Below are 22,161 nucleotides of genomic sequence, written 5' to 3' on the forward strand. Positions count from 1 at the left end.
GACTGCCGGAACCCGAGGGGGTTCCGGCAGTCCCTGCCAGCGAAACTAGCGCTTCTGCTTGACGATTTTTTCCTGGTCGACCGCGTCCTCATCGATGGGGGCGTACTCCTCGTGCCCCGCACCGACGAGGTAGCTGTCGCCCTCGCCGAAGAAGCCCTTCTTGAAGTCCACGATCGCGGTCTTCAGCGCCTCTGCCGTGTCATCGTCCATAACGTTGGTCTGAGCCAGCGTCGTGAGGATCGAGGACTTGTGCTTGAGGTGTTCCAGGAACTCGGTCTCGAAGCGGTTGATGTCTTCCACCGGAACGTCGTCGAGGTAACCGTTGGTGCCGGCCCAGATGGAGACGACCTGGTCCTCGACCGGGAACGGCGAGTACTGGCCCTGCTTGAGCAGTTCCATCAGGCGCGCACCACGGGTCAGCTGCTGGCGCGATGCGGCGTCGAGGTCCGACGCGAACATTGCGAAAGCCTGCATGTCGCGGTACTGCGCCAGTTCCAGCTTCAAGGTACCGGAGACCTTCTTCATGGACTTCACCTGCGCGGCGCCACCAACGCGGGACACGGAGACACCCACGTCGACGGCGGGACGCTGGTTGGCGTTGAAGAGGTCCGACTGCAGGAAGATCTGGCCGTCGGTGATGGAGATGACGTTGGTCGGGATGTAGGCGGAAACGTCGTTCGCCTTGGTCTCGATCAGCGGAAGGCCGGTCATCGAACCTGCACCCAGCTCGTCGGAGAGCTTGGCACAACGCTCCAGCAGGCGGGAGTGCAAGTAGAAGACGTCGCCCGGGTAGGCTTCGCGTCCCGGCGGGCGGCGCAGCAGCAGCGACACCGCACGGTAGGCCTCGGCCTGCTTGGAAAGGTCATCGAACACGATGAGGACGTGCTTGCCGCCGTACATCCAGTGCTGGCCGATGGCCGAGCCGGCGTACGGTGCCAGGTACTTGAAGCCGGCGGGGTCGGACGCGGGGGAAGCCACGATGGTCGTGTACTCCAGTGCGCCGTTGTCCTCGAGCGTCTGGCGGACAGCCGCGATGGTGGACGCCTTCTGGCCGATGGCCACGTAGATGCAGCGCACCTGCTTCTTCACATCGCCCGAAGCCCAGTTGGCCTTCTGGTTGATGATCGTGTCGATGGCGATTGCCGACTTGCCGGTCTGGCGGTCACCGATGATCAGCTGGCGCTGGCCGCGGCCGATCGGGATCATGGCGTCGATAGCCTTGAGGCCGGTCTGCATCGGTTCGTGGACCGACTTGCGCTGGGTCACGCCGGGCGCCTGGAGTTCCAGGGCTCGGGTGGCTTCGGCCTTGATCTCGCCGAGGTCGTCGATGGGCTGGCCCAGGGGGTCAACCACGCGGCCGAGGAAGGCGTCGCCGACCGGAACGGACAGAACCTGTCCGGTGCGGTGCACTTCCTGGCCTTCTTCGATGCCGGTGAAGTCACCGAGGACGATGACGCCGATCTCGCGGACGTCGAGGTTCTGGGCCAGGCCCAGAGTGCCGTCTTCAAAGCGAAGCAGCTCGTTCGCCATGACCGAGGGAAGGCCCTCAACACGGGCGATGCCGTCACCTGCGGTCGTTACACGGCCAACCTCTACGCGCTCTGCGTTTCCGGGTTCGTAGGACGCCGCGAACTCGTTCAACGCATTACGGACGTCGTCGGCGTTGATGGTCAATTCGGCCATCTGCAGTCCCTGCTCTCCTGTTTTCGTGATCATCGTTGCTCACGATGACCGGGGTTTCATGTCGGTAAGTTGTGCTTGTCCGGCTAACTAAGCAATCTGACGCTGGAGCTGGCCCAGGCGGGCGAGGACCGAAGCGTCAACCACTTCGTCGCCAATCTGGATCCGGAGGCCACCAATCAGTGCCGGGTCAACGTTCATGTTGATCTTGAGCTCGCGGCCGTACAGGGCATTGAGCCCTGCCTGCAGCCGACTGGTCTGGGTCTCCGTCAGCGGACGGGTGACGCTGACCGTGGCGATCCAGCGCTGCTGGCGCTTGGCCGCAAGCTCGGCAAAACGGCTGACGAGCTTGGTGGCCTTGAGGCCGCGGGGCTGCGACACTGCCTGTCCGATAAGGACCTTCGCTTCCTCGCTGGCACTGGGCACGAGCTTTTCGGCAAGGGCAACCTTGGCAGCCTGGCTCGCCTGCGGCTCGGACAGAGCACGCTGCACCTCGTGGCTGGAATCGACGGCCTGGTTGAAGGAGAACAGATCGTTCTCCAACGCTTCCAGTCCGCTGATTCCCGAGGCAGAGACGGCCGACTTGTTTTCAGCAACGGCAATTACCACCGAAGCGGCAAGAGTCTCGAGTGCATCGCCGATGTCACGAGCCGACGCCCAGCGCGAGGCGGCCAGTCCGCTGGCGATCTCCACAGCGTCAGCGGAAACTTTTCCGTTGAACAGCTGCGTGACCAGGGCGGACTTTTCGGCACCGCTGCGGGACGGGTCCGTCAGGGCGCGGCGCAAGCCGGCCGAGCTGTCCACCGTTCCCAGGATTCCGAAGAGTTCCTTAGCCAACTGCAGCGACGCGTTGGGAAGCTTGGCTTCCAACGCGACGAGTGCCGCGGTCAGCGATTCGCTCGATACACCTGCCATTACTTAGCTGCACCTGCGTTCTGGTTCTCCAGATCCGCCAGGAAGCGGTCAACCACCCGGGCCGAACGCGCATCATCGTTGAGCGATTCGCCCACGATGCGGCCAGCCAGCGTGGTTGCCAGCGTGCCGACCTCGGCGCGCAGCGACACGACGGCCGCCTGGCGCTCGGATTCGATCTGAGCGTGTGCCTGGGCAGTGATGCGGGCAGACTCAGCAGCTGCCTTCTCCTTCAGATCCGCGAGGATCTGGGCGCCTTCGGCACGGGCTTCCTCGCGAATGCGGTTGGCCTCGGTGCGGGCGTCGGTGAGCTGCTGCTTGTACTCTTCGAGTGCTGCAGAAGCTTCTGCCTGAGCCTTCTCGGCCTTGGCGATGCCGCCTTCAATCGCCTCGGCGCGCTCTGCGAAGTTCTTCTCGAACATCGGGACAACGTACTTCGTCACGATGAAGAGGAGAACAGCAAAGCCCAAGAAGACGACAATCATTTCCCAGATGTTGGGAACGAGGGGGTTGGAACCCTCGGTGGCGGCTGAGATGATCAGCTGCTTCATATTTCACCCGTCCTTATCTACTCGGTTCTGGATGTTCGCTGGGTTCTGAAGGTTTACTTGAGAACGAACGCGAAGACCAGGCCGAGGATGGCGAGGGCTTCAGTCAGCGCGAGGCCGAGGAATGCGATCGGCTGCAGGACGCGCTGGGCTTCCGGCTGACGTGCTACGCCGTTGATGTAAGCAGCGAACACGAGACCCACACCGATACCACCGCCGATGGCGGAGAGGCCGTAGCCGATGAGGTTGAGGGAGCCGTTGATGGAGCCTTCCATTTTTCTTCCTTTCAAGATGCCACCCGTGTGGCAGGTTGTTTGGGTTGCTTCATCCCCGTGAGGGGAAGTTTGTGGGTGCCTTAGTGGCTGTCGGCGTGGAGTGCGCCTTCGATGTAGATCGCGGTCAGCAGCGTGAAGACGTACGCCTGCAGCGCCATGATCAGCGCCTCCAGCATGTACATCGCCAGCGAGCCGGCCAGGACCAGTACGGAGGCGCCCTTGAGCAGGACGTTCTCCTGCATGACCAGGAACTCGATACCGGAACCGGCGATCATCACGATCAGGTGGCCTGCCAGCATGGTCGCGAATAGACGGAGGCTGTGCGTGACGGGCCGGACCAGGAAGTTGGAGATGATCTCGATCGGGATGACGATCGGGAGGATGTAGATGGGCACGCCGCTCGGCACGGTGGCCAGCTTGAAGTACTTCAGGCCGTTCTTCTTGATGCCGATGGCAATCCAGGTGACGTACACGATCGCGGCGAGCACATAGGCGCCGCCGACGTGCGAGAAGCTCGGGAGCTGAATCACGGGGATGGCGCCGTAGATGTTGTTCACCAGGATGAAGAAGAACAGGCTGAACAGCAGCGGGACGTACTTGATGAAGTCTTTGCCGCCGATGATGTCCTTCGCGATGCCGTTACGGACGAAGCCGTATGCGGCCTCGCCTGCGAACTGCAGTTTGCCGGGAACGAGCTGCTGCTTACGGGCAGCCAGCACAAAGAATGTAGCGATAATGACGACCGAGAGGATCACCAGCAGCATCTGCTTGGAGAATCCTTCGGCTGCACCCCAGGGCAGGATAGCCGGCAGGTGCAATTGTTCAATTCCAGGAGGAGTGAACTCTCCTGAATCTTGGGCCGGGAGCGCAAGCGCGATCAACGCGTTTCCTCTCTGCAGTGTCCATCATTGGGCGTTGGGCGGGGAGCGGCGACATTTGCGTCAGTCATTCCCCCTGTGAAATTTTTTGGCATTACTGTTCCGCGTCCTTGGACGGGCCGTTTGCAGCGCCGTCTCCGCCAGCCGAATTCCGGTGACTGGTGAGGCCGTGCATATGGGAAAGATAGAACCCACCCGCAGCTCCAAGCAGGGCGCCTGCGAGCACAATCCAGCGGGTTCCCCACAGATTATCCAGACCCCACCCTATCAAACTCCAGACGATGATTCCGCCAACAATGTAGCTGAAGACGGCTATTCCGGCGTTGTATCCGCCGTCGTTGCCGTCCGGCGACACACCGGGCGCTCCGCCTGTGGTTTTGGGGGTCCGGGGCCGGTCCGGGCTATCGCCTGCGGTTTTCCGGCTAGACATTGTTGCCGCCTTCCGGGGTTTCGGGATCGTTGTAAATCTGGAGCCGTGCTTTGCTGAAGCCGACGATCTCGGCTGCCTGCCAGGCCACCACGCTCACGACGGCGCCGATCAGGAACCAGCGTTCATGCAGCCACGCCGGCGCGCCGATCACAAAGAGCACCACGGCGAAGCCCACCACCTTCACGAAGTAGGTGGCGACGAACATTCCGATCGCTCCGGAGGGGTTGTTGCGGCCGACGAAGTGGCCGATCGCCAGGCTGATAGCGAAGAACGCCATCACCACGGCCCCGCCGAAGAGGCTCGAGAGGGCCCCGTAGCTTCCATTGAAAACAAGGGCCAGTCCGGCGGTTACCAGGAGGGCTGCTCCTGCTGCTGCCGAGCTGAGGGCCAGCAGCCGCAGCCAAAGGGACGTGGTGGGTCCGGAGCCGCCAACTGAACCGTTGCCGGACGTGCGTCCGGGGCCGGCGTTGGAGGTCATGGGATCCCAATCGTCGCAGGGGGTAAGGGCAAGGCGCGGCGAGAGGCCGCCCCTGAATTCTACACGAGATAGAACAGGGCTAGGCCACCGGCATCCGGGTCACCTTGGGCCGGTGCCGGAACCGGCGGATCAGATCGGGCGAGGCGAGGTACAGCACCAGCACCGCCAGGCTGCCGGCCACGCACAGGGCCACCACCGGCAGGGTTGCCGTGGCGGCGGTGAAGCCCAGGACAATGACGGCGACGGTGCAGGCCGTAACCATGGCAGCGGACTGCAGGTGGGAGAACCCGACGTCGGTCAGGCGCTGGTAGACGTGTTCGCGGTGCGAGGCGTACCAGCGCTCCCCCGCCTTGATCCGCCGCAGCAGGGTGTAGCCGGTGTCCGCGGCGTAGACCAGGATCGGCGAGAGGACGTATTCGACGTAGACGCCGCTGAGGAAGCCGGCCACGGCCAGGGCGGCGATCGAGGCACCCAGCAGGTAGCTGCCGACGTCGCCCAGGAAGACCGATCCGCGGCCCAGGTTCCAGGGCAGGAAGCCCAGGAACGCCATGGCCAGCACCGCGCCACCGGCTGTCAGCCAGGGCTGGTCGGAGAACAGGCCCGCGGCCGCGTACGCGGAGCCGGCGGTCACCCCGTGCAGGCCGGAGATGCCGTTGATGCCGTCCATGAAGTTCGCGATGTTGATGTAGGCCGCCACCGCCACGGCCGCCAGGGGCAGCCACCAGAAGGTCTGGCCGGTCAGTACGATCAGCGCCGCCGAACCGGCAGCGCCGATGCCCAGCTGGGCGGCCGCACGCCCTTGGATGGAGAGGCCCCGCAGGTCCTCGATCCAGCCCACTGCCGCACTCGCGGCGATAATGGCCAGCACGACGGCGAAGAGGGACCTGTCCCCCGTGACAAGTCCGAGGAGGACGGCGGCCAGGTACCCGATCGCGGTGGCCAGCATGGCGGCCATGCCCATTCCGCGGATGGTGGCCTTGTGGTGCGAGGACCGGGCGGAGGGGACATCGACCACGCCCAGCCGGACCAGCCACGGCTTGACCGCGAACGGCAGCAGCAGGCTCGCCAGCAGGGTAATGCCGGCCACCAGGACCAGCGGCATCACGATGCCACCCGGACGGCGCCGGCTTCGTCGGCCTCGTCATCGGGAATATCGGAGATGTTGGCGCCCTGTTCTGCCTCACAGCGCGCCAGCCAGACGTTGAGGTCCAGTTTTTCGGGGTCCTGCTGCGTGGCCCGGGTGTGGGAGATCTTGGGGTGCAGGGGCCGCTGGTCGAGTTCGCCCGTACCGACGAGTTCCTCGTGCAACTTCTCCCCCGGCCGCAGTCCGGTGTAGATGATTTCGACCTTCTTGCCGGACATGGCGATCATCCGTTGTGCCACGTCGAGGATCTTCACGGGCTCGCCCATGTCGAGGATCATAACCTCGCCGCCGGAACCGATGGCTCCGGCCTGGATGACCAGCTGGCACGCTTCGGGAATGGTCATAAAGAAGCGGGTGACCTCCGGGTCGGTGACTGTGACCGGTCCGCCCACCCGGATCTGTTCGGTAAAGAGCGGCAGCATGGAGCCGCGGCTGCCCATCACGTTGCCGAAGCGGACCGAGACAAAACGGCTAGCCGTCTGGCCGGCCATCCAGGCCGTGAGCTTTTCAGCGACGCGCTTGGAGTGGCCGAGGGCGGTGGTGGGGTTGGCCGCCTTGTCCGTGGAGATGTTCACGAAGTGGGTGACCCCGGCGCGCTGGGCGGCGCGCAGCACATTCAGGGTGCCGCAGACGTTGGTCTTCCAGGCCTCCACCGGGTACTGCTGGAGGAGTGGGGCGTGTTTGAGTGCCGCGGCGTGGAACACCACTTCGGGACGGCGGTCCTCGAAGATGTCCAGCAGGGCTTCGCCGTCGCGGATGTTTGCCAGGACAGTGTCGCGTCCGGCCAGCAGGCCCCGGCCGGTGATGGAAATCTGGGTCTGCTGCAGGCCGGTCTCGTCGTGGTCCAGCATGATCAGTTCCGCGGGCGAGAACTGCACGATCTGACGGCAGAGCTCGGAGCCGATCGAGCCGCCGGCGCCTGTTACCAGCACCCGTTTGCCCTTGATGTAGCCGGCGATTTCTTCGACCTTGATGTCCACCGGCCGGCGGCCGATCAGGTCCTCAACGGCGACGTCGCGGAAATCCGAGAACCCCTCGGGGGCACCGCCGCCGAGCATGTCACGCAGCGGGGGAAGTACCAGAACGCGGATATTCAGCCCCGCAACGGCGTCGGAGATGCGGCGGACGACGGCGGCCTCGACGTTGGCGAAGGCCAGGACCAGCACCCGTGCCCGGGTCCGGCGGATGATCGAGGGAAGGTCCTCTCCCCTGCCCTGGACCTGCACGCCGGAAAGCCGGAGGTGCTTCTTGGTCGGATCATCGTCGATCAGGCCAACCGGGAAGTAGGGCGAATCCGGGTCCTGAAGCATCCGGGTGAGCAGCGAGTTGCCGAGGAACCCGGCGCCGTAGATCAGGGTGTTTTGGGCCTCGTCACCGGGCCGCGTCTTACCCTCGACGTAAAGCCGCTTGGCGTAGCGCGCGGCCCCCATAAAGAGGCAGGCGAAGGGGAACGCGATCAGGCCCACGCTGCGGCCGATGTTGATGGCGCCGTAAAGGACCAGGAGGGATGCGGTGATGGAGGCGGCCACAATGACCGTGACGAAGACCAGGGCGCGCGCTTCCTGGAAGCTGCCGAACGGATACCGGCCCCGGTAGAGGGCCAGGGCATAGCCGGCGACTACCTGGACGACGACGGCGATCCCCGCGATGAGGAAGGCGCCCGGGAACTGTTCCGCACGGATTCCCATTTCATAGCGCAGCAGCAGCGCCAAGACGATCGCCACGATCCAGGACATGGAGTCGAGGAACAGCTGGATCCAGATCCAGAGGGCGGGCTTGTCGTCCCGTGCTGCGGCAGGTTCGCGCGCTTCAGATTTGGTACTCACGAGAAATTGCAACCGACTTCCACTACCACGGCGGTTATGCGCCTTTTTCAAAAAATACCCCGCCGCACAACTGTCGGACAGCGGCGGAGCCTAGAACGATACTAATCTCTCCCGGCTCAGTTTCCGGGGTCGTTGTGCCCGGCGGGCGGCAGCGGCGGCATCGGCTGCCAGCCGTCGTCGGCCAGGATGGCCCGTGATTCGCGCCACCCCCGCCACAGCGCGCCGGTCCCTTTCAGGGTGCGTTCGACGAGGATGAGGCGGACCATTTCCTTCAGGAACGTCAGCGCGGTCCCGGCCGCGAAACCGGGCCTGCTGAACTTGCCGTGCGCCCGGAGGTACTGCCCCACGTGGCCGCGGTTGCGCATCACGTAGCGGCGGCTAAGGTCACTGGAGTCGTTGAGGTGGCGCAGAACCAGGTCCACCTGGCGCTGGGCGCGCACCTTCTTGATGACAAAGGCGTTGACGTAGACCACCGGGGTCTGCTGGGCGGCGAGCCACCCGTAGATGGTGTCATCCCAGGTGATGAAGAAGCGCGGATCCGGCAGCCCGATGTCACGGACAACTGCGGCGTTGATCAGCATGCCTTCGAAGTTGCCCACATTGGTGCGGAAAACGTCGGAGTGCCGGAAGACGTCGCGTGAGACCGGCAGGAAGACGCCCAGTGCACCGACAAAGTGGTGCTGCCAGAAGAAGGGGTTGCCGTTGGCGTCGTAGCGGCGGCCAATTATGCAGGAGTAGTCGGGGGTGAACCGGGCCAGGGCCTCCACCGCACCGGGGAGCACCTCGACGTCGTCGTCCATCAGCCAGAGCCATTCGGCGCCCAACTGCAGCGCCAGCTCCACGCCGCGGGAGAAGCCGCCGGCGCCGCCGATGTTCTCCGGCAGCCGTTCGTACTCAATCGGCGCCCCGCCTGCGGAGATGGCCCGGGCCACGACCTCCGGGGTGTGGTCGCTGCTCGCGTTGTCCACCACAATGATCCGCGCGGGGCGGTTGTCGAGGCGGGCAAAGGATTCCAGCAGGTTTTGCAGGAAGTCTGCCCGGTTGTAGGTGACGACGACGGCGTACAGGTTCTCCATGCCGGCCTAGCGGTCGCCGGACATCAGCCGCGCGGGCGAGCCGAAGCCCTTGCCGCGGAAACCGGTTGAGTAGGCGTTGAACCAGTGCGCGAGGCCTTTGAAGTCACCGCTCTTGAGGAAGTAGTACGGGAAGCCGACCATGTCAGCGCTGAACCAGCGCAGGTTGCGGTACTTACGGGTCAGGTAACCCCGGTTGCGGAAGTAGCAGTAGCGCTTGAATTCGCCCTCGGGGATGACGGGGGTGATGAATCCGCCGAAGACGGGCTTCATTTCGGTCCAGGTGGCCGGGTGCTGCACTGCCACCGTCGCCAGGGTGCCGTATTTCAGGCCGGCTTTCTTGACCCGGGAGAGGAAATCGACCTCGTCGCCGCGGATGAAGAACTTCACGTCCGGGATGCCGATGGTGTGGAAGACCTCAGTGCGGATCAGGGCGCCGTTGAAGAAGTGCACCATGCCCGGGAGGTAGCCCATCGGGGCCAGCTTGGACCGGTCATTGGTCAGCAGGCCGTTGATCCGGAAGTTGAAGGACAGCCGGTTGGGATCGGCCGTGGCCGCAACAAGCGGGCTCACGATGTCGAGCTGGTGTTCTTCCGCGGTTTTCAGCAACTCGGCGAGGCAGGTGCCGTCCTCGGGGTGGCCGTCGTCGTCCATCAGCCAGATCCACTCGGCACCGCTGGCCATGGCGGCCAGGATCGCGTACGCGAACCCGCCGGCGCCGCCAAGGTTAGCCTCGGAGCGCAGGTAATTGATGTTCGAACCACCGGCGGCAACGACGTCGGTGGCCGGCACGGTGCCTGAGTCCACCAGCGCGATCGAGTGGATGGGGGCGGTTTGGTCCGCGAGTCCCTTCAGGAGCAGCGCCAGCTCTTGATGGCGGTCGAAGGTTACGGCCGCGACGGCGACTTTGGGCTGCATGGTCAGTTCCTGGGGGCGTCGTCGGCGGAGTCGGAGGGAACGTCAGGTTCCGCAACAGCGGTGGCGGTATCAGCATCCGCGTGGGCGGTGTCAGCATCCGCGGGGGCGGCCGGCTCTTCGCCGGCGCCAAGCACACCCGGAACCACTTCGCGCAGCCGCTCCAGGCTGATGGCACCCTGGCGGACCACGCGCATGGGCGTGGCGGTGGCGTCAACGATCGTGGACGGCTCGGCCCCGCTTCCCTCAACCGGCCGGTGGCCGCCCTCGAGGTAGACCTCAACGGATTCCGCCAGCTGCGCTTCTGCCTCCGCAGCGTTCTGGGCCGCGGCCTGGCCGGTCCGGTTGGCGGACGAGACTGCCAGCGGCCCGGTGAGGGTCAGCAGGTCCTGGGCGACGTCGTCGGCCGGAAGGCGCAGGGCGACGGTGCCCTTGGTGTCGCCGAGATCCCAGTCGAGGCTGGGCTGGGCGTGCAGGATCAGGGTCAGGCCGCCGGGCCAGAATGCCTCGGCGAGCTGCCGCGCCTCGGCGGGGACGTCGGTGGCGAGTCCGTCGAGGGCGTTCAGCCGGGGAATGAGCACCGGCGGGGGCATCTGCCGGCCGCGGCCCTTGGCAGCGAGCAGCAGTGTCACGGCCATCGGCGAGAAGGCGTCCGCGCCGATTCCGTACACGGTATCGGTGGGGAGGACCACACATTTGTGCTCCCGGATGGCCCGCTGGGCGTGTTCAAGTCCTGCGGCACGCTGCTCTGCGTCCGCGCAATCGTAAGTGGTGGTCACTGACCTATCCTTTCATCACTGCCGGCATCGGGCTTGCGGACAGCACTCGTGGCGCGCTCCCGGCCGTTGAGATCCAGATGCGTGGCAACCCCGGTCCAGTGACCCGAGCGCTCCAGCATCGTGGCAATCCAGCCCGACTGGACTTCGGCATGTTCCATCACAAAATAGCCGCCAGGCACCAGGAGCCTCGCCGCGGAGGCTGCGGCTGCGGTGGGCAGTTCCATGCCGTCCGCTCCCCCGCCATAAAGCGCCTCCGCGGGATCGTGCAACGCCACTTCGGGTTCGTTGGGGACCGCTTCGGCGGGAATGTACGGCGGGTTGGAGACCACGACGTCGAAGCTGCCGTTGTGTTCGGGCAGCGCGTCCCGCAGGTCCCCGCGGACCAGCCGGACCCCGAGCGGCGCGAGGTTTTTCGCGGCCCAGGCGTGTGCGAATTCGCTGAACTCGACGGCGTGCACCTCAGCGTTGGGAACCTCGTGCGCGATCGATCCCGCGATCGCGCCGGAGCCTGTCCCGAGGTCAACAACCTTGGGCCCGCGTCCGCGGGACGGCTCCGCGGCGGCCCAGGTCTTGAGCCAGTCGATTACCAGCTGGACCACGGACTCCGTCTCCGGACGCGGGATGAACACCCCGGGTCCGACGGCGAGTTCCAGATAGCGGAAACGCGCCACACCGGTGAGGTGCTGCAGCGGGATCCGCCGGGCGCGCTCGGCCACAAGCTCGCCATACCCCTCGGGCGCCGGCGTGTCCCCAAGGACCATGGCGCGGAGCCGGCCGGGGCCGACGCCCAGCAGGTGGCCGGCCAGGAGTTCGGCGTCGACTTTGGGGCTCGGCACACCGGCGGCGGCGAGCACCGCCGTCGCCTCGCGGACAGCGTCGGCGAGGCTCGGCCGGGTATCAGGTGTCATCTGGGGCGGGGTCGCTACTAGTCGCCGATGGCGTCGAGGCGGGCCTGCTCGTCCATCTCGATGGCGGACTGGATGACTGGTTCCAGGTCCCCGTTCATGACCTGGTCCAGGTTGTACGCCTTGTACCCGGTGCGGTGGTCCGCGATCCGGTTTTCCGGGTAGTTGTACGTCCGGATGCGCTCCGAGCGGTCCATGGTGCGGATCTGCGACTTGCGCTGCGCGGAGTTCTCGGCGTCGATCTGCTCCTGCTGGTGCGCGAGGATGCGGGCACGCAGCACGCGCATGCCGGCCTCACGGTTCTGCAGCTGGGACTTCTCGTTCTGCATGGCCACCACAATGCCCGTGGGAAGGTGGGTAATGCGCACCGCGGAGTCGGTGGTGTTGACCGACTGCCCGCCGGGGCCGGAGGAGCGGTAGACGTCGATCTTGAGATCGTTCTGGTTGATTTCGAGTTCCTCGGGCTCGTCCACTTCGGGGAGCACCAGCACGCCGGCGGCCGAGGTGTGGATGCGGCCCTGGGATTCGGTCACGGGAACACGCTGCACCCGGTGCACGCCGCCCTCGAACTTCAGCCGGGCGTAGACGCCTTCGGCGGGGTCGTTGGAGTTGCCCTTGACGGCCATCTGGACGTCCTTGTAGCCGCCGAGGTCCGATTCCGTGGCGGAGATCAGTTCGGTCTTCCAGCCGCGGGATTCGGCGTAGCGGCTGTACATGCGCAGGAGGTCCGCGGCGAACAGGGCAGCCTCGTCGCCGCCTTCGCCGCCCTTGACCTCGAGGATCACATTGCGGGCATCGTCCGGGTCGCGCGGGATCAGCAGCCGGCGAAGCTTGGCCGCGGCCGTCTCCAGCGCAGTCTCCAGCTCGGGCACCTCGGCGGCGAACTCAGGATCCTCGTCGGCCATTTCCTTGGCGGCCGCGAGGTCATCGCTGATGCCTTCCCAGCGGTGGTAAGCCTCCACAATGCCGTTCAGCTGAGCAGACCGCCGCCCCAGCTTCCGGGCCAGCTTCTGGTCAGCATAAACGGCAGGATCCCCAAGCTGCGCCTGAATAGCAGCATGCTCATCCAACAGCCCCTGTACGGACTCAAACATTTTCAAACCTCTTTCGACTTGGTACCAAGTCTAATGACGCACGAAGCGGCCGGTGACCTGGCGGCCGGCGTCGCATATTTTTTGCCGGCCCGGGAGTGGCATCGGGCCTGTCGGAGCGTTGCGGCCGGCGTACGCAGTACGCCGATCTTGACTTCCTCGGCAGAGAGCAGGTTTTCCTCGCGGCGGGTGCCGGACGCGTTGACGTCCACGGCCGGGAAGATGCGCTTGTCCGCGAGCTGGCGGGACAGGCGCAGTTCCATGTTGCCGGTGCCCTTGAACTCCTCGAAGATGACCTCGTCCATCTTGGAGCCGGTCTCAACCAGGGCGGTGGCCAGGATGGTCAGCGAGCCGCCGTTTTCGATGTTGCGTGCCGCACCGAAGAAGCGCTTCGGCGGGTACAGCGCGGCCGAGTCGACACCACCGGACAGGATGCGGCCGGAGGCCGGTGCTGCCAGGTTGTAGGCACGGCCCAGGCGGGTCATCGAGTCCAGCAGGACCACCACGTCCATGCCCATTTCCACGAGCCGCTTGGCGCGTTCGATGGAGAGTTCGGCCACGGTGGTGTGGTCATCGGCGGGCCGGTCGAAGGTGGAGGCAATGACCTCACCCTTGACGGTGCGCTGCATGTCCGTGACTTCTTCGGGACGTTCGTCAACGAGCACCATCATGAGGTGGACCTCAGGGTTGTTGGTGGTGATGGCGTTCGCGATGGACTGCAGGATGAGGGTCTTGCCGGCCTTCGGCGGCGAGACGATCAGGCCACGCTGGCCCTTGCCGATCGGGGCAACCAGGTCGATGACGCGGGGGCCGATCTTCTTGGGGTCCGTCTCGAGGCGCAGGCGCTCGGAGGGGTAGAGCGGAACAAGCTTCGCGAACTCTACGCGGTCCTTCAGCTCCTCGGGGGTCTTGCCGTTGACCGAGGTGACGCGGACCAGGGCGTTGAACTTCTGCCGGGCCGACTGCTGCTGGTTGTTGTGCTGGGCTTCGCCTTCACGCGGGGCGCGGATGGCACCGACGACGGCGTCGCCCTTGCGCAGGTTGTACTTCTTGACCTGGGCGAGGGATACGTAGACGTCGTTCGAACCCGGCAGGTAACCGGAGGTGCGGATGAACGCGTAGTTCTCCAGCACGTCCAGGATGCCGGCGACGGGCAGCAGGACATCGTCCTCGGTGACCTCGACGTCGTCGACGTCCGGGCCCTGGGAACGGCCGCGGCGGCGTTCGTTGCGGTCCCGGAAACGGTCGTTGCGCGAGTTGTTGTCGCGGTTGTCCTGGCCGCCCGAGCGGTCGTTGCGGTCACGACGGTTACGGCGGTTGCGGCGGCTGCCGCCGTCGTTGTCGTCGTTGTCGCGGTTGTTGTCGCGGCTGTTGTCGCGGTTGGCGGCGTTGTCCTCACGGCCGCCACGGCCGCGGGTGTTCTCGCGGCGCTGGCCGTCGTCGTTGCCCTGCTCGGGCTGGCGGTCCTGGCGCTGTTCGCCGGCCGTCTGCTCGGCGGGAGCTTCGGTGGCTGCAGCGGCGGGAGCTTCGGCCTGGGCGGCTGCTTCGCCGCGGCGGCGGTTACGGGTCCGCGGCTGGCGGGTGCGGTCGCTGCCTTCGGAGCCCTGCTCGGCCGGAGCCTGCTCCGGGGCGGCCTGGACCTCAGGTGCTGCGGCGGGGGCCTCGGCGGCGGGAGCGGTGACAACACCGTCGCTGCCTGCGCGGCGGCTGCGTCCCCGGGTGCGGGCACGCGGGTTCTCGGCCGGAGCGGTTTCGGCCGCTACGGGTGCGGCGGCCGGGGCAACAGCGTGGGCAATGGAGCCGTTGTCGCTCGCCTTCTCAGCGGCGCGGTCGGCGGACTTGCTGATCGGGGTACCGGCACGGTGGGCGGAAATGGCAGTCACCAGATCGCCCTTGCGCATCCGGGAGCCGCCGGAGATACCCAGCTGGCTGGCCAGGGCCTGCAGCTGGGCGAGCTTGAGGCCTGCGAGGCCGCTGCTCTTGGCGGGTGCTGCCGAAGCGGCAGCAGAAGATGATGTGTCCACAGCTGGAGACAGCTCAGTGGTTTCGGTCACGAAGGATCCTTCCCCCTCGACGGCGTCCAGGCTAGGAGCTGGACGCGGTGATTTGATCTGGGCTGCAGTTCAGATCTGCAGCCGGGATTTCGGCCATGCCGGTTGGATATCGGCCGGCGGGCCGGATACTGCTACACCAAGACACGCCCCGAAAGTAAGGAACGGCCGGCTGACGATTCAGGGGTACAGAGGAATTCTGCAGCTTCTTTCGTCAGGCCGAAAGCAGGCGGCACCGGAAATTGTTTGCGCAGTGAAAGATGAGAGAGGGCAACTGGGCCAACATCGCGGTCTATACAAAGCTTGCGTGATTACCGCCGGTGCACTTCCACTTTAGCACCCTCAGTGTCTACAGCCAGCTTCATCACACGCCAAGCGACGTCCGGCGTGTTGTCGGCGGTGAAAGCTCCGATGAAGTCGACGACGTCGGCCGCTTCCTTTTCGCCGGACGCCAGCACCAGCACGGTGGGCCCGGCGCCCGAGACCACGGCTGCGTGGCCGCGCTGCCGAAGCGCGTCGATCAGCGCGGCGCTGGGCCGCATCGCCTGGGCGCGGTAGCTCTGGTGCAGGTAGTCCTCGGTTCCTGCCAGCAGGAATTCGGGGTTCTGCGTCAGGGCATGGATCAGCAGGGCGGCCCTGCCCGAGTTCATGGCGGCCGCGTGGTGTCCCACCGAGGCAGGCAAAAGAGCCCGAGCCGCTTCGGTGGAGAGCTCGAAGTCCGGCACCGCGACCACCGGGACGATGCCGGCGTCCACTGTGGCGCAGGTGCTGCTGTACTGGTCACTGTCCTGCCATGACAGCGCCAATCCGCCGAAAATGGCGGGTGCGACGTTGTCCGGATGCCCTTCAAGCCGGCTGGTGAACTGCAGGATCCAGTCCTTGCCGCGGCGGGATTCAGCCGGGACCAGGGCGTTCGCGGCGGTGGCGGCTGCCACCACGGCTGCCGCCGAGGACCCCAGGCCGCGCCCGTGCGGGTTGACGTTGTCCGCGGTGATCCGCAGCCCCTCGTGGCGGAAACCCAGTACGTGCAGCGCCTCGGTGAGGGCTCTGGCCACCAGGTGGCTCGCGTCGCGGGGCAGCGTGTCGGCGCCCTCGCCGCTGAGTTCAAATTCGAGCTCGCCGCTCGCCAGGGTTTCCACCGTCAGGGTGTCGTGCAGGGACAGCGCCAGGCCCAGGCTGTCGTAGCCGGGGCCGAGGTTGGCGCTGGTGGCCGGCACCCGGACGGTGACCACTTGCCCCGCCGGGACCGCCGGAGTGTCGGCGGCCGATTCGGCGGGGACGGTGAGGGTTGTTTCCAAGGCTATTTTTCTTCCAGTCCCAGTTCGGCCGCGACCGTGACGACGTCGTTGGCCACCTTGACCGGCTGCACATCGCTGCCGTCTTCGGTGCGCAGGGCCCACTGCGGATCCTTGAGGCCGTGCCCGGTGACGGTGATGACGATGGTCTTGCCGGACGGTACCTGGCCCGCGGCGTGCTTCTTGATCAGCCCGGCGACGCCGGCAGCGGAACCCGGTTCGACAAAGACGCCTTCGCGGGCGGAGAGCCAGCGGTGCGCGGAGAGGATTTCCTCATCCGTGACGGCCTCGATGACACCGCCGGATTCGTCGCGCGCGGCGACGGCGGTGTCCCAGGAGGCGGGGTTGCCGATCCGAATGGCGGTGGCGATGGTGTCCGGCTCCGTGATGGGGTGCCCCGCAACGAACGGGGCTGCGCCGGCGGCCTGGAAGCCCCACATGACCGGGGTCTTTGTTGCGACGGCGGGCAGGTTTCCTGCAGTGGCGGATTCGAAGGGCGCCGCGTATTCCTTGTAGCCCTTCCAGTACGCGCTGATGTTGCCGGCGTTGCCGACAGGGAGCACGTGGATGTCCGGGGCGTCGCCGAGGGCGTCGACCACTTCGAAGGCACCGGTTTTTTGTCCTTCAATCCGGGCCGGATTCACCGAGTTCACCAGGAACACCGGGTACGACTCCCCCAGCTTGCGGGCGATGTCGAGGCAGTCATCGAAGTTCCCGTCCACCTGCAGGAGCGTGGCGCCGTGCGCAATGGCCTGGCTCAGCTTGCCCATCGAGATTTTGCCCTCGGGCACCAGCACGGCACACTGCAGTCCGGCGGAGGTTGCGTAGGCGGCGGCGGACGCCGACGTGTTGCCGGTGGAGGCGCAGACCACTGCCTTGGCCCCGGAGGCGACGGCGGCCGTCATGGCCATGGTCATGCCGCGGTCCTTGAACGAACCGGTGGGGTTCATGCCCTCGACCTTGAGGTAGACCGTGGAACCGGTGAGTTCGGAGAGCTTCTGCGCGTGGACGAGCGGGGTGCCGCCCTCACCGAGGGTGATGACTTTGGTGGCCTCGGTGACCGGCAGGCGTTCGGCGTATTCGCGGATGACTCCGCGCCATTGGTGAGCCACTTAGACCCCTTCTACCCGCAGTACGGATGTGACGGAATTGATGATGTCCAGGCCCTTGACGGCCTGGACAGTTGCCGACAGGGCGGCTTCGCTGGCGCGGTGCGTGACGATCCGCAGTTCCGCCGACTCAGCCTTGGAGGCCGAGTCGCGGTGGATGGTCTGGCGCATGATTTCGATGGACACGCCGTGTTCTGCGAACAGCTGCGCAATCCTGGCGAGGACGCCCGGCTGGTCCGCGACGTCGAGTCCGATGTAGTAGCTGGTCACGGCCGCGTCGATGGGCAGCGCAGGAACGTGTCCGGTGGTGGTTTCGGTGCGTCCGGGGCCGCCCAGCACGATCCGGCGGGCTGCAGACACCAGGTCGCCCAGCACGGCCGACGCCGTCGGCGTGCCGCCGGCGCCCTGGCCGTAGAACATCAGCTCGCCGGCGTTTTCGGCTTCGATGAAGACCGCGTTGAACGCCCCGTGCACTGCGGCGAGCGGGTGCTCACGGGGAAGGAGGGTGGGGTGCACCCGCACCGAGACGCCCGGCTCGCCGGCGTCGTCTGTGAGCTTTTCGGCGATGGCCAGCAGCTTGATGACAAAGCCGGCGTCCTTGGCGGCGGCGATGTCCGCCGCCGTGACCGAGGTGATGCCCTCGCAGTAGACGTCCTCGAGGGCGAACCGCGTGTGGAAGGACAGGGACGCGAGGATCGCGGCCTTCGCGGCGGCGTCCAGGCCCTCGACGTCGGCCGTGGGGTCCGCTTCGGCGTAGCCCAGCCGCTGGGCCTCGGCGAGGGCGTCCGCGAACTGTGCGCCCGTGGTGTCCATCTGGTCGAGGATGAAGTTTGTGGTGCCGTTGACGATGCCCAGGACCCGGGTGATCCGGTCGCCGGAAAGGCTGTCCCGGATGGGGCGCAGGATCGGGATGGCACCCGCGACGGCGGCCTCGTAGGAGAGCTGAACGCCTGCCTTGTCCGCCTCCTCGTAGAGGGTCGGGCCGTCCTGGGCGAGCAGTGCCTTGTTGCCGGTCACGACGGACGCGCCATGCCGGATAGCGGTCAGGATCAGGCCGCGCGCCGGCTCGATGCCGCCCATCAGTTCGATGACGAGGTCAGCGTCCTTGACCAGAGCCTCGGCGTCAGTGGTGAAGAGGTCCTGGGGCAGTTCGACGTCGCGCCGGGCATCCGGGTTGCGCACGGCGACGCCGCTCAGTTCGAGGCGGGCTCCGGTGCGGGACGCCAGGGCCTCGGCGTCGTCAATGAGGATCCGCGCAACCTGGGCTCCGACGTTGCCACAGCCCAGCAGGGCCACTTTCAGGGTTTGCATTTCCGTCATTCAGACTCCCATGTCGCGGTTCAGCAGATCTTGTTCGGTTTCGCCGCGGACAATAAGCCGGACTGATCCATCGCGTACCGCGACAACGCCCGGCCGGGCCAGATAGTTGTAATTGCTTGACAGGGCCCAGCAGTAGGCGCCGGTCCCCGGTACAGCGAGCAGATCACCGGCTGCCACGTCCTCGGGCAGATATACATCTCTAACAACTATGTCGCCGCTCTCGCAATGTTTGCCCACCACTCGGGACAGCTGCGCCGCCGAATCGGTGCTGCGCGACGCCACCACGGCTGAATAATCCGCGTCGTAGAGCACCGGGCGGGCGTTGTCGCTCATGCCGCCGTCGACCGACACATAACGGCGCGGGAACGTAACGTTTTCTGCGCCGTTTTCCGGCGCATCCACCCGGACCGTCTTGAGGGTTCCCACCTCGTACAGGGTAAAAGTGCTGGTTCCGACGATCGCGCGTCCGGGTTCAATCGAGATCCGCGGCGCGGTGATGCCGAGTTCGGCGACTTTCGCGCGGACGACGACGGCCATCGCCTGGGCGATTTCGGCCGGCGGCCGCGGGGTGTCCACCGGGGTGTAGGCGATGCCGTAGCCACCGCCAAGGTCCAGTTCGGGCAGCACGATCGAGTACTTGGCCTGCATGGCGGCGAGGAAGTCCAGCAGTTTTTCCGCGGCCAGGGCGAAGCCGTCCGGCTCGAAGATCTGGGACCCGATGTGGCAGTGCAGCCCCAGCAGCTCGATGCTGTCATGGCCCGCCGCGGCCGCCACAGCCTCTTCAGCGGCGGACAGGCCGGCCTGGTCCGTAGAGTCGCCGGCCATCGAGAGGCCGAACTTCTGGTCCTCGTGCGCGGTGGCAATGAATTCGTGGGTGTGGGCGTGCACGCCGGGGGTCAGCCGCAGCATCACCTTGGCCGTTTCGCCCCGATTGGCCGCGATCGCAGCCACGCGCTGCAGCTCGTCGAGGCTGTCGATGACGATCCGGCCGAGCTTCATGTCGAGGGCCCGGTGGATCTCGGCGTCGGATTTGTTGTTCCCATGCAGGGCCACGGCGGCACCGGGAATGCCGGCACTGGCCGCGACGGCCAGTTCCCCGCCGGACGCGGTGTCCAGCCGGAGCCCTTCCTCCTCGACCCAGCGGACGACGGCGGTGCACAGGAACGACTTACCGGCGTAGTAGACGTCCACTCCCCCGCAGATATCGGCGAACGCCTCGTTGAAGGCGTCCTGGAAGGCCCGGGCCCGGGCCCGGAAATCGGTCTCGCTCATAACAAACAGCGGTGTCCCGAACTGCCGCTGCAGTTCGCTGACCGGGATGCCGTCGATGGCCAGCTCGCCGCCGTCGTTCCTGGCCACGCCCTCCGCCCACATCGGGGTGTGCAGCGCGTTCAGGTCGTCCGGGACGGCGAGCCAGTCCGGGGCGAGCGGGGAGGCGGTGTTGCTTTGATCCGGTGTCGCGGTCATGGCGTTCACATCCGTTCCGGCGCCGAAACGCCCAGCAGTTCCAGTCCGTTGGCCAGCACCTGGCTGGTGGCGTCGTTGAGCCACAACCGGGTCCGGTTCAGGTCGGTAATGGGTTCCTCGCCCAAGGGTGCCACGCGGCAGGCGTCGTACCAGCGGTGGTAGGCCCCCGCGATGACTTCCAGGTGGCGGGCCACGCGGTGCGGCTCGCGGAGCTCGGCCGCCTTGGCCACAATCGACGGGTAGCTGCCCAGGTGGGAGAGCAGCTCGTTTTCGGTCGGGTGGTCCAGCAGGGACGCGTCAAAACTGTCCTTGCCGTCCACACTCCGTTCGACCCCGGCGGCCACGGCGTTGCGTGCGGCGCCGCGGGACCGGGCGTGCGCGTACTGGACGTAGAACACCGGGTTCTCGTTGCTGTGCTTTTTGAGCAGCTCCGGGTCCAGGGTCAGCGGGGAGTCGGCCGGGAAGCGGGCCAGGGAGTAGCGGACGGCATCCTTGCCCAGCCAGGAGATCAGGTCCTTGAGTTCGATGATGTTGCCGGCCCGCTTGGACAGCTTGGCGCCGTTGACGGAGACCAGCTGGCCGATCAGCACCTCGATGTTGACCTCGGGATCGTCGCCGGCCGCAGCCGCGATGGCCTTGAGCCGGTTGATGTAGCCGTGGTGGTCGGCGCCGAGCAGGTAGATTTTCTCGGTGAAACCACGGTCCTTTTTGGACAGGTAGTACGCGGCGTCGGCGGCGAAGTATGTTGGCTCGCCGTTCGCGCGGATCATCACGCGGTCCTTGTCGTCACCGAAGTCGGTGGTGCGCAGCCAGACGGCGCCGCCGTCGTCGTACACGTGGCCCTGTTCCCGGAGCCGGGCGACGGCGTCGGCAATGGCGCCGGCGTCGTGCAGTTCCTGCTCGGAGAAGTAGACATCGAACTCGACGCCGAACTCCGCGAGGGTCTGCTTGATGTCGTGCAGCTGGGCCTTGTAGGCCGCGCCGCGGATCACGGGAAGGGCAGCGACGTCGGTGAGTTCGCGGATGTCCGGGTGCCGGGTCAGGACCTCGTGGCCGAGGTCGGCGATGTATTCGCCCGGGTAGCCGCCCTCCGGAACGCCCCGGCCGTGCAGCCGGGACAGCACCGAGTGCGCGAAGACGTCCATCTGCGAGCCGGCGTCGTTGATGTAGTACTCGGCAGTGACGTCGGCACCGGAAGCCCGCAGGACCCGGGCGATGGAGTCGCCCAGGGCGGCCCAGCGGGTGTGGCCAATGTGCAGCGGACCGGTGGGGTTGGCGGAGACGAACTCCATGTTGACCGTGCGGCCCGCGAGCGCGGTGTTGGTCCCGTATGCGGTTCCGGCCTCGACGATGGCTTTGGCGAGGGCACCGGCGGCCGCGGCATCGACCGTGATGTTCAGGAACCCCGGGCCGGCGATGTCGACAGCGGAGACGCCCTCGATCGAGGCGAGCCGCTCACTCAGCAGCCCGGCCAGCTGCCGCGGGTTGGTACCCGCCGCTTTGGCCAGCTGCAGCGCGATGTTGGTGGCCCAGTCGCCGTGGTCCCTGTTCTTCGGCCGCTCCACGCGTACCGCCTCCGGGATATCAGTGGCGGCGAGGGCAATGTCACCAGCGGCGACGGCGTCCTTCAGGCAGGCGGATATGGCGAGGGAGAGTTCTTCTGGGGTCACGGTTCTAGCCTACCGAAGGCCCGCAGTCCGGTGGAATTATGGCGCCATCATCCGGGGCTGCCGCTCCCCCTGATGGATGCGCTGTTGGATGCGGCGCCGTGCCCGGGCGGCGGATTTTCGTTTGGAGCCCACCTTCCTGCTAAGCTCTAGGACGTCCCGCCGGTCACGGCAGGATCCCTGATTGCCCTCGTAGCTCAGGGGATAGAGCGTCTGCCTCCGGAGCAGAAGGTCGTAGGTTCGAATCCTATCGAGGGCACACACAAAACCCCGCCGTTTCAGTGAAACGGCGGGGTTTTTGCTGTCCGGGGTGTTTGT

At 66.3% G+C, this 22,161-nt stretch carries 19 protein-coding genes and 1 tRNA gene; 1 reads left to right on the forward strand and 19 read right to left on the reverse strand.

From position 1 onward, the window contains the following. Positions 1–45 precede the first annotated feature (45 nt). The 19 genes from atpA to argS form a co-directional block, all read right to left on the reverse strand. On the reverse strand, positions 46–1,683 hold the full coding sequence (gene atpA, locus AC1DHY_RS00555) for a F0F1 ATP synthase subunit alpha (RefSeq protein WP_476903256.1): 1,638 nt from the start codon (positions 1,681–1,683) through the stop codon (positions 46–48). An 87-nt stretch (positions 1,684–1,770) separates the two neighbouring features. Further along, the gene (locus AC1DHY_RS00560; RefSeq protein ID WP_476879434.1) at positions 1,771–2,595 is read right to left on the reverse strand and encodes a F0F1 ATP synthase subunit delta; all 825 of its coding nucleotides are present in this window, start codon (positions 2,593–2,595) and stop codon (positions 1,771–1,773) included. Beyond that, entirely contained in the window at positions 2,595–3,143 is a 549-nt protein-coding gene (locus tag AC1DHY_RS00565; protein ID WP_476879435.1) for a F0F1 ATP synthase subunit B, read from the reverse strand. Before AC1DHY_RS00565 ends, AC1DHY_RS00560 begins: the two co-directional genes overlap by 1 nt. Positions 3,144–3,196: 53 nt before the next feature. Next, positions 3,197–3,415 carry an ATP synthase F0 subunit C gene (gene atpE, locus AC1DHY_RS00570; protein WP_003804776.1) on the reverse strand — a complete coding sequence of 73 codons (219 nt, stop codon included), beginning with the start codon at positions 3,413–3,415 and terminating at the stop codon, positions 3,197–3,199. Between the two features lie 80 nt (positions 3,416–3,495). Further along, entirely contained in the window at positions 3,496–4,296 is an 801-nt protein-coding gene (atpB, locus tag AC1DHY_RS00575; RefSeq protein WP_476903015.1) for a F0F1 ATP synthase subunit A, read from the reverse strand. Between the two features lie 419 nt (positions 4,297–4,715). Beyond that, on the reverse strand, positions 4,716–5,201 hold the full coding sequence (locus tag AC1DHY_RS00580; protein WP_476879437.1) for a hypothetical protein: 486 nt from the start codon (positions 5,199–5,201) through the stop codon (positions 4,716–4,718). Positions 5,202–5,280: 79 nt separating this feature from the next. Then, on the reverse strand, positions 5,281–6,303 hold the full coding sequence (locus tag AC1DHY_RS00585; RefSeq protein WP_476879440.1) for an MraY family glycosyltransferase: 1,023 nt from the start codon (positions 6,301–6,303) through the stop codon (positions 5,281–5,283). Beyond that, positions 6,303–8,171 carry a polysaccharide biosynthesis protein gene (locus AC1DHY_RS00590; protein ID WP_476879438.1) on the reverse strand — a complete coding sequence of 623 codons (1,869 nt, stop codon included), beginning with the start codon at positions 8,169–8,171 and terminating at the stop codon, positions 6,303–6,305. Before AC1DHY_RS00590 ends, AC1DHY_RS00585 begins: the two co-directional genes overlap by 1 nt. Positions 8,172–8,287: 116 nt before the next feature. Continuing rightward, positions 8,288–9,247 carry a glycosyltransferase gene (locus AC1DHY_RS00595; protein WP_476880366.1) on the reverse strand — a complete coding sequence of 320 codons (960 nt, stop codon included), beginning with the start codon at positions 9,245–9,247 and terminating at the stop codon, positions 8,288–8,290. A gap of 6 nt (positions 9,248–9,253) precedes the next feature. After that, on the reverse strand, positions 9,254–10,162 hold the full coding sequence (locus AC1DHY_RS00600) for a glycosyltransferase (RefSeq protein ID WP_476880367.1): 909 nt from the start codon (positions 10,160–10,162) through the stop codon (positions 9,254–9,256). 2 nt (positions 10,163–10,164) lie between these two features. Beyond that, positions 10,165–10,938 carry an L-threonylcarbamoyladenylate synthase gene (locus AC1DHY_RS00605; RefSeq protein ID WP_476880368.1) on the reverse strand — a complete coding sequence of 258 codons (774 nt, stop codon included), beginning with the start codon at positions 10,936–10,938 and terminating at the stop codon, positions 10,165–10,167. Then, on the reverse strand, positions 10,935–11,846 hold the full coding sequence (prmC, locus tag AC1DHY_RS00610; RefSeq protein ID WP_476880369.1) for a peptide chain release factor N(5)-glutamine methyltransferase: 912 nt from the start codon (positions 11,844–11,846) through the stop codon (positions 10,935–10,937). Before prmC ends, AC1DHY_RS00605 begins: the two co-directional genes overlap by 4 nt. A 17-nt stretch (positions 11,847–11,863) precedes the next feature. Then, the gene (prfA, locus tag AC1DHY_RS00615) at positions 11,864–12,937 is read right to left on the reverse strand and encodes a peptide chain release factor 1 (RefSeq protein WP_476880370.1); all 1,074 of its coding nucleotides are present in this window, start codon (positions 12,935–12,937) and stop codon (positions 11,864–11,866) included. Positions 12,938–12,939: 2 nt separating this feature from the next. After that, on the reverse strand, positions 12,940–14,988 hold the full coding sequence (gene rho / locus AC1DHY_RS00620) for a transcription termination factor Rho (protein WP_476903016.1): 2,049 nt from the start codon (positions 14,986–14,988) through the stop codon (positions 12,940–12,942). Between the two features lie 308 nt (positions 14,989–15,296). Further along, entirely contained in the window at positions 15,297–16,283 is a 987-nt protein-coding gene (thrB, locus tag AC1DHY_RS00625; protein ID WP_476903017.1) for a homoserine kinase, read from the reverse strand. Positions 16,284–16,285: 2 nt separating this feature from the next. Continuing rightward, positions 16,286–17,392, reverse strand: a complete 1,107-nt coding sequence (gene thrC, locus AC1DHY_RS00630; RefSeq protein WP_476879388.1) for a threonine synthase — start codon at positions 17,390–17,392, stop codon at positions 16,286–16,288. Then, on the reverse strand, positions 17,393–18,709 hold the full coding sequence (locus tag AC1DHY_RS00635; protein ID WP_476879387.1) for a homoserine dehydrogenase: 1,317 nt from the start codon (positions 18,707–18,709) through the stop codon (positions 17,393–17,395). It lies immediately after the preceding gene. Continuing rightward, positions 18,710–20,176 (reverse strand): diaminopimelate decarboxylase, encoded by a 1,467-nt coding sequence (gene lysA, locus AC1DHY_RS00640; protein WP_476879386.1) that lies wholly within the window; start codon positions 20,174–20,176, stop codon positions 18,710–18,712. A 5-nt stretch (positions 20,177–20,181) separates the two neighbouring features. Beyond that, positions 20,182–21,846: an arginine--tRNA ligase gene (gene argS / locus AC1DHY_RS00645; protein ID WP_476879385.1), complete on the reverse strand. Its 1,665-nt coding sequence runs from the start codon at positions 21,844–21,846 to the stop codon at positions 20,182–20,184. A gap of 183 nt (positions 21,847–22,029) precedes the next feature. Here argS and AC1DHY_RS00650 point away from each other — a divergent pair. Continuing rightward, positions 22,030–22,102, forward strand: a tRNA-Arg gene (locus AC1DHY_RS00650). Positions 22,103–22,161: the final 59 nt, after the last annotated feature.

It is taken from the genome of Arthrobacter sp. 05L44 (assembly GCF_056397605.1).

Excerpts from the sequence above, each read along its gene's own strand:
- atpA (WP_476903256.1), bottom strand. The coding sequence starts at position 1,683 with ATGGCCGAATTGACCATCAACGCCGACGACGTCCGTAATGCGTTGAAC.
- AC1DHY_RS00560 (WP_476879434.1), bottom strand. The coding sequence starts at position 2,595 with ATGGCAGGTGTATCGAGCGAATCGCTGACCGCGGCACTCGTCGCGTTG.
- AC1DHY_RS00565 (WP_476879435.1), bottom strand. The coding sequence starts at position 3,143 with ATGAAGCAGCTGATCATCTCAGCCGCCACCGAGGGTTCCAACCCCCTC.
- atpE (WP_003804776.1), bottom strand. The coding sequence starts at position 3,415 with ATGGAAGGCTCCATCAACGGCTCCCTCAACCTCATCGGCTACGGCCTC.
- AC1DHY_RS00580 (WP_476879437.1), bottom strand. The coding sequence starts at position 5,201 with ATGACCTCCAACGCCGGCCCCGGACGCACGTCCGGCAACGGTTCAGTT.
- AC1DHY_RS00585 (WP_476879440.1), bottom strand. The coding sequence starts at position 6,303 with ATGCCGCTGGTCCTGGTGGCCGGCATTACCCTGCTGGCGAGCCTGCTG.
- AC1DHY_RS00595 (WP_476880366.1), bottom strand. The coding sequence starts at position 9,247 with ATGGAGAACCTGTACGCCGTCGTCGTCACCTACAACCGGGCAGACTTC.
- AC1DHY_RS00600 (WP_476880367.1), bottom strand. The coding sequence starts at position 10,162 with ATGCAGCCCAAAGTCGCCGTCGCGGCCGTAACCTTCGACCGCCATCAA.
- prmC (WP_476880369.1), bottom strand. The coding sequence starts at position 11,846 with ATGACACCTGATACCCGGCCGAGCCTCGCCGACGCTGTCCGCGAGGCG.
- prfA (WP_476880370.1), bottom strand. The coding sequence starts at position 12,937 with ATGTTTGAGTCCGTACAGGGGCTGTTGGATGAGCATGCTGCTATTCAG.
- AC1DHY_RS00635 (WP_476879387.1), bottom strand. The coding sequence starts at position 18,709 with ATGACGGAAATGCAAACCCTGAAAGTGGCCCTGCTGGGCTGTGGCAAC.
- lysA (WP_476879386.1), bottom strand. The coding sequence starts at position 20,176 with ATGACCGCGACACCGGATCAAAGCAACACCGCCTCCCCGCTCGCCCCG.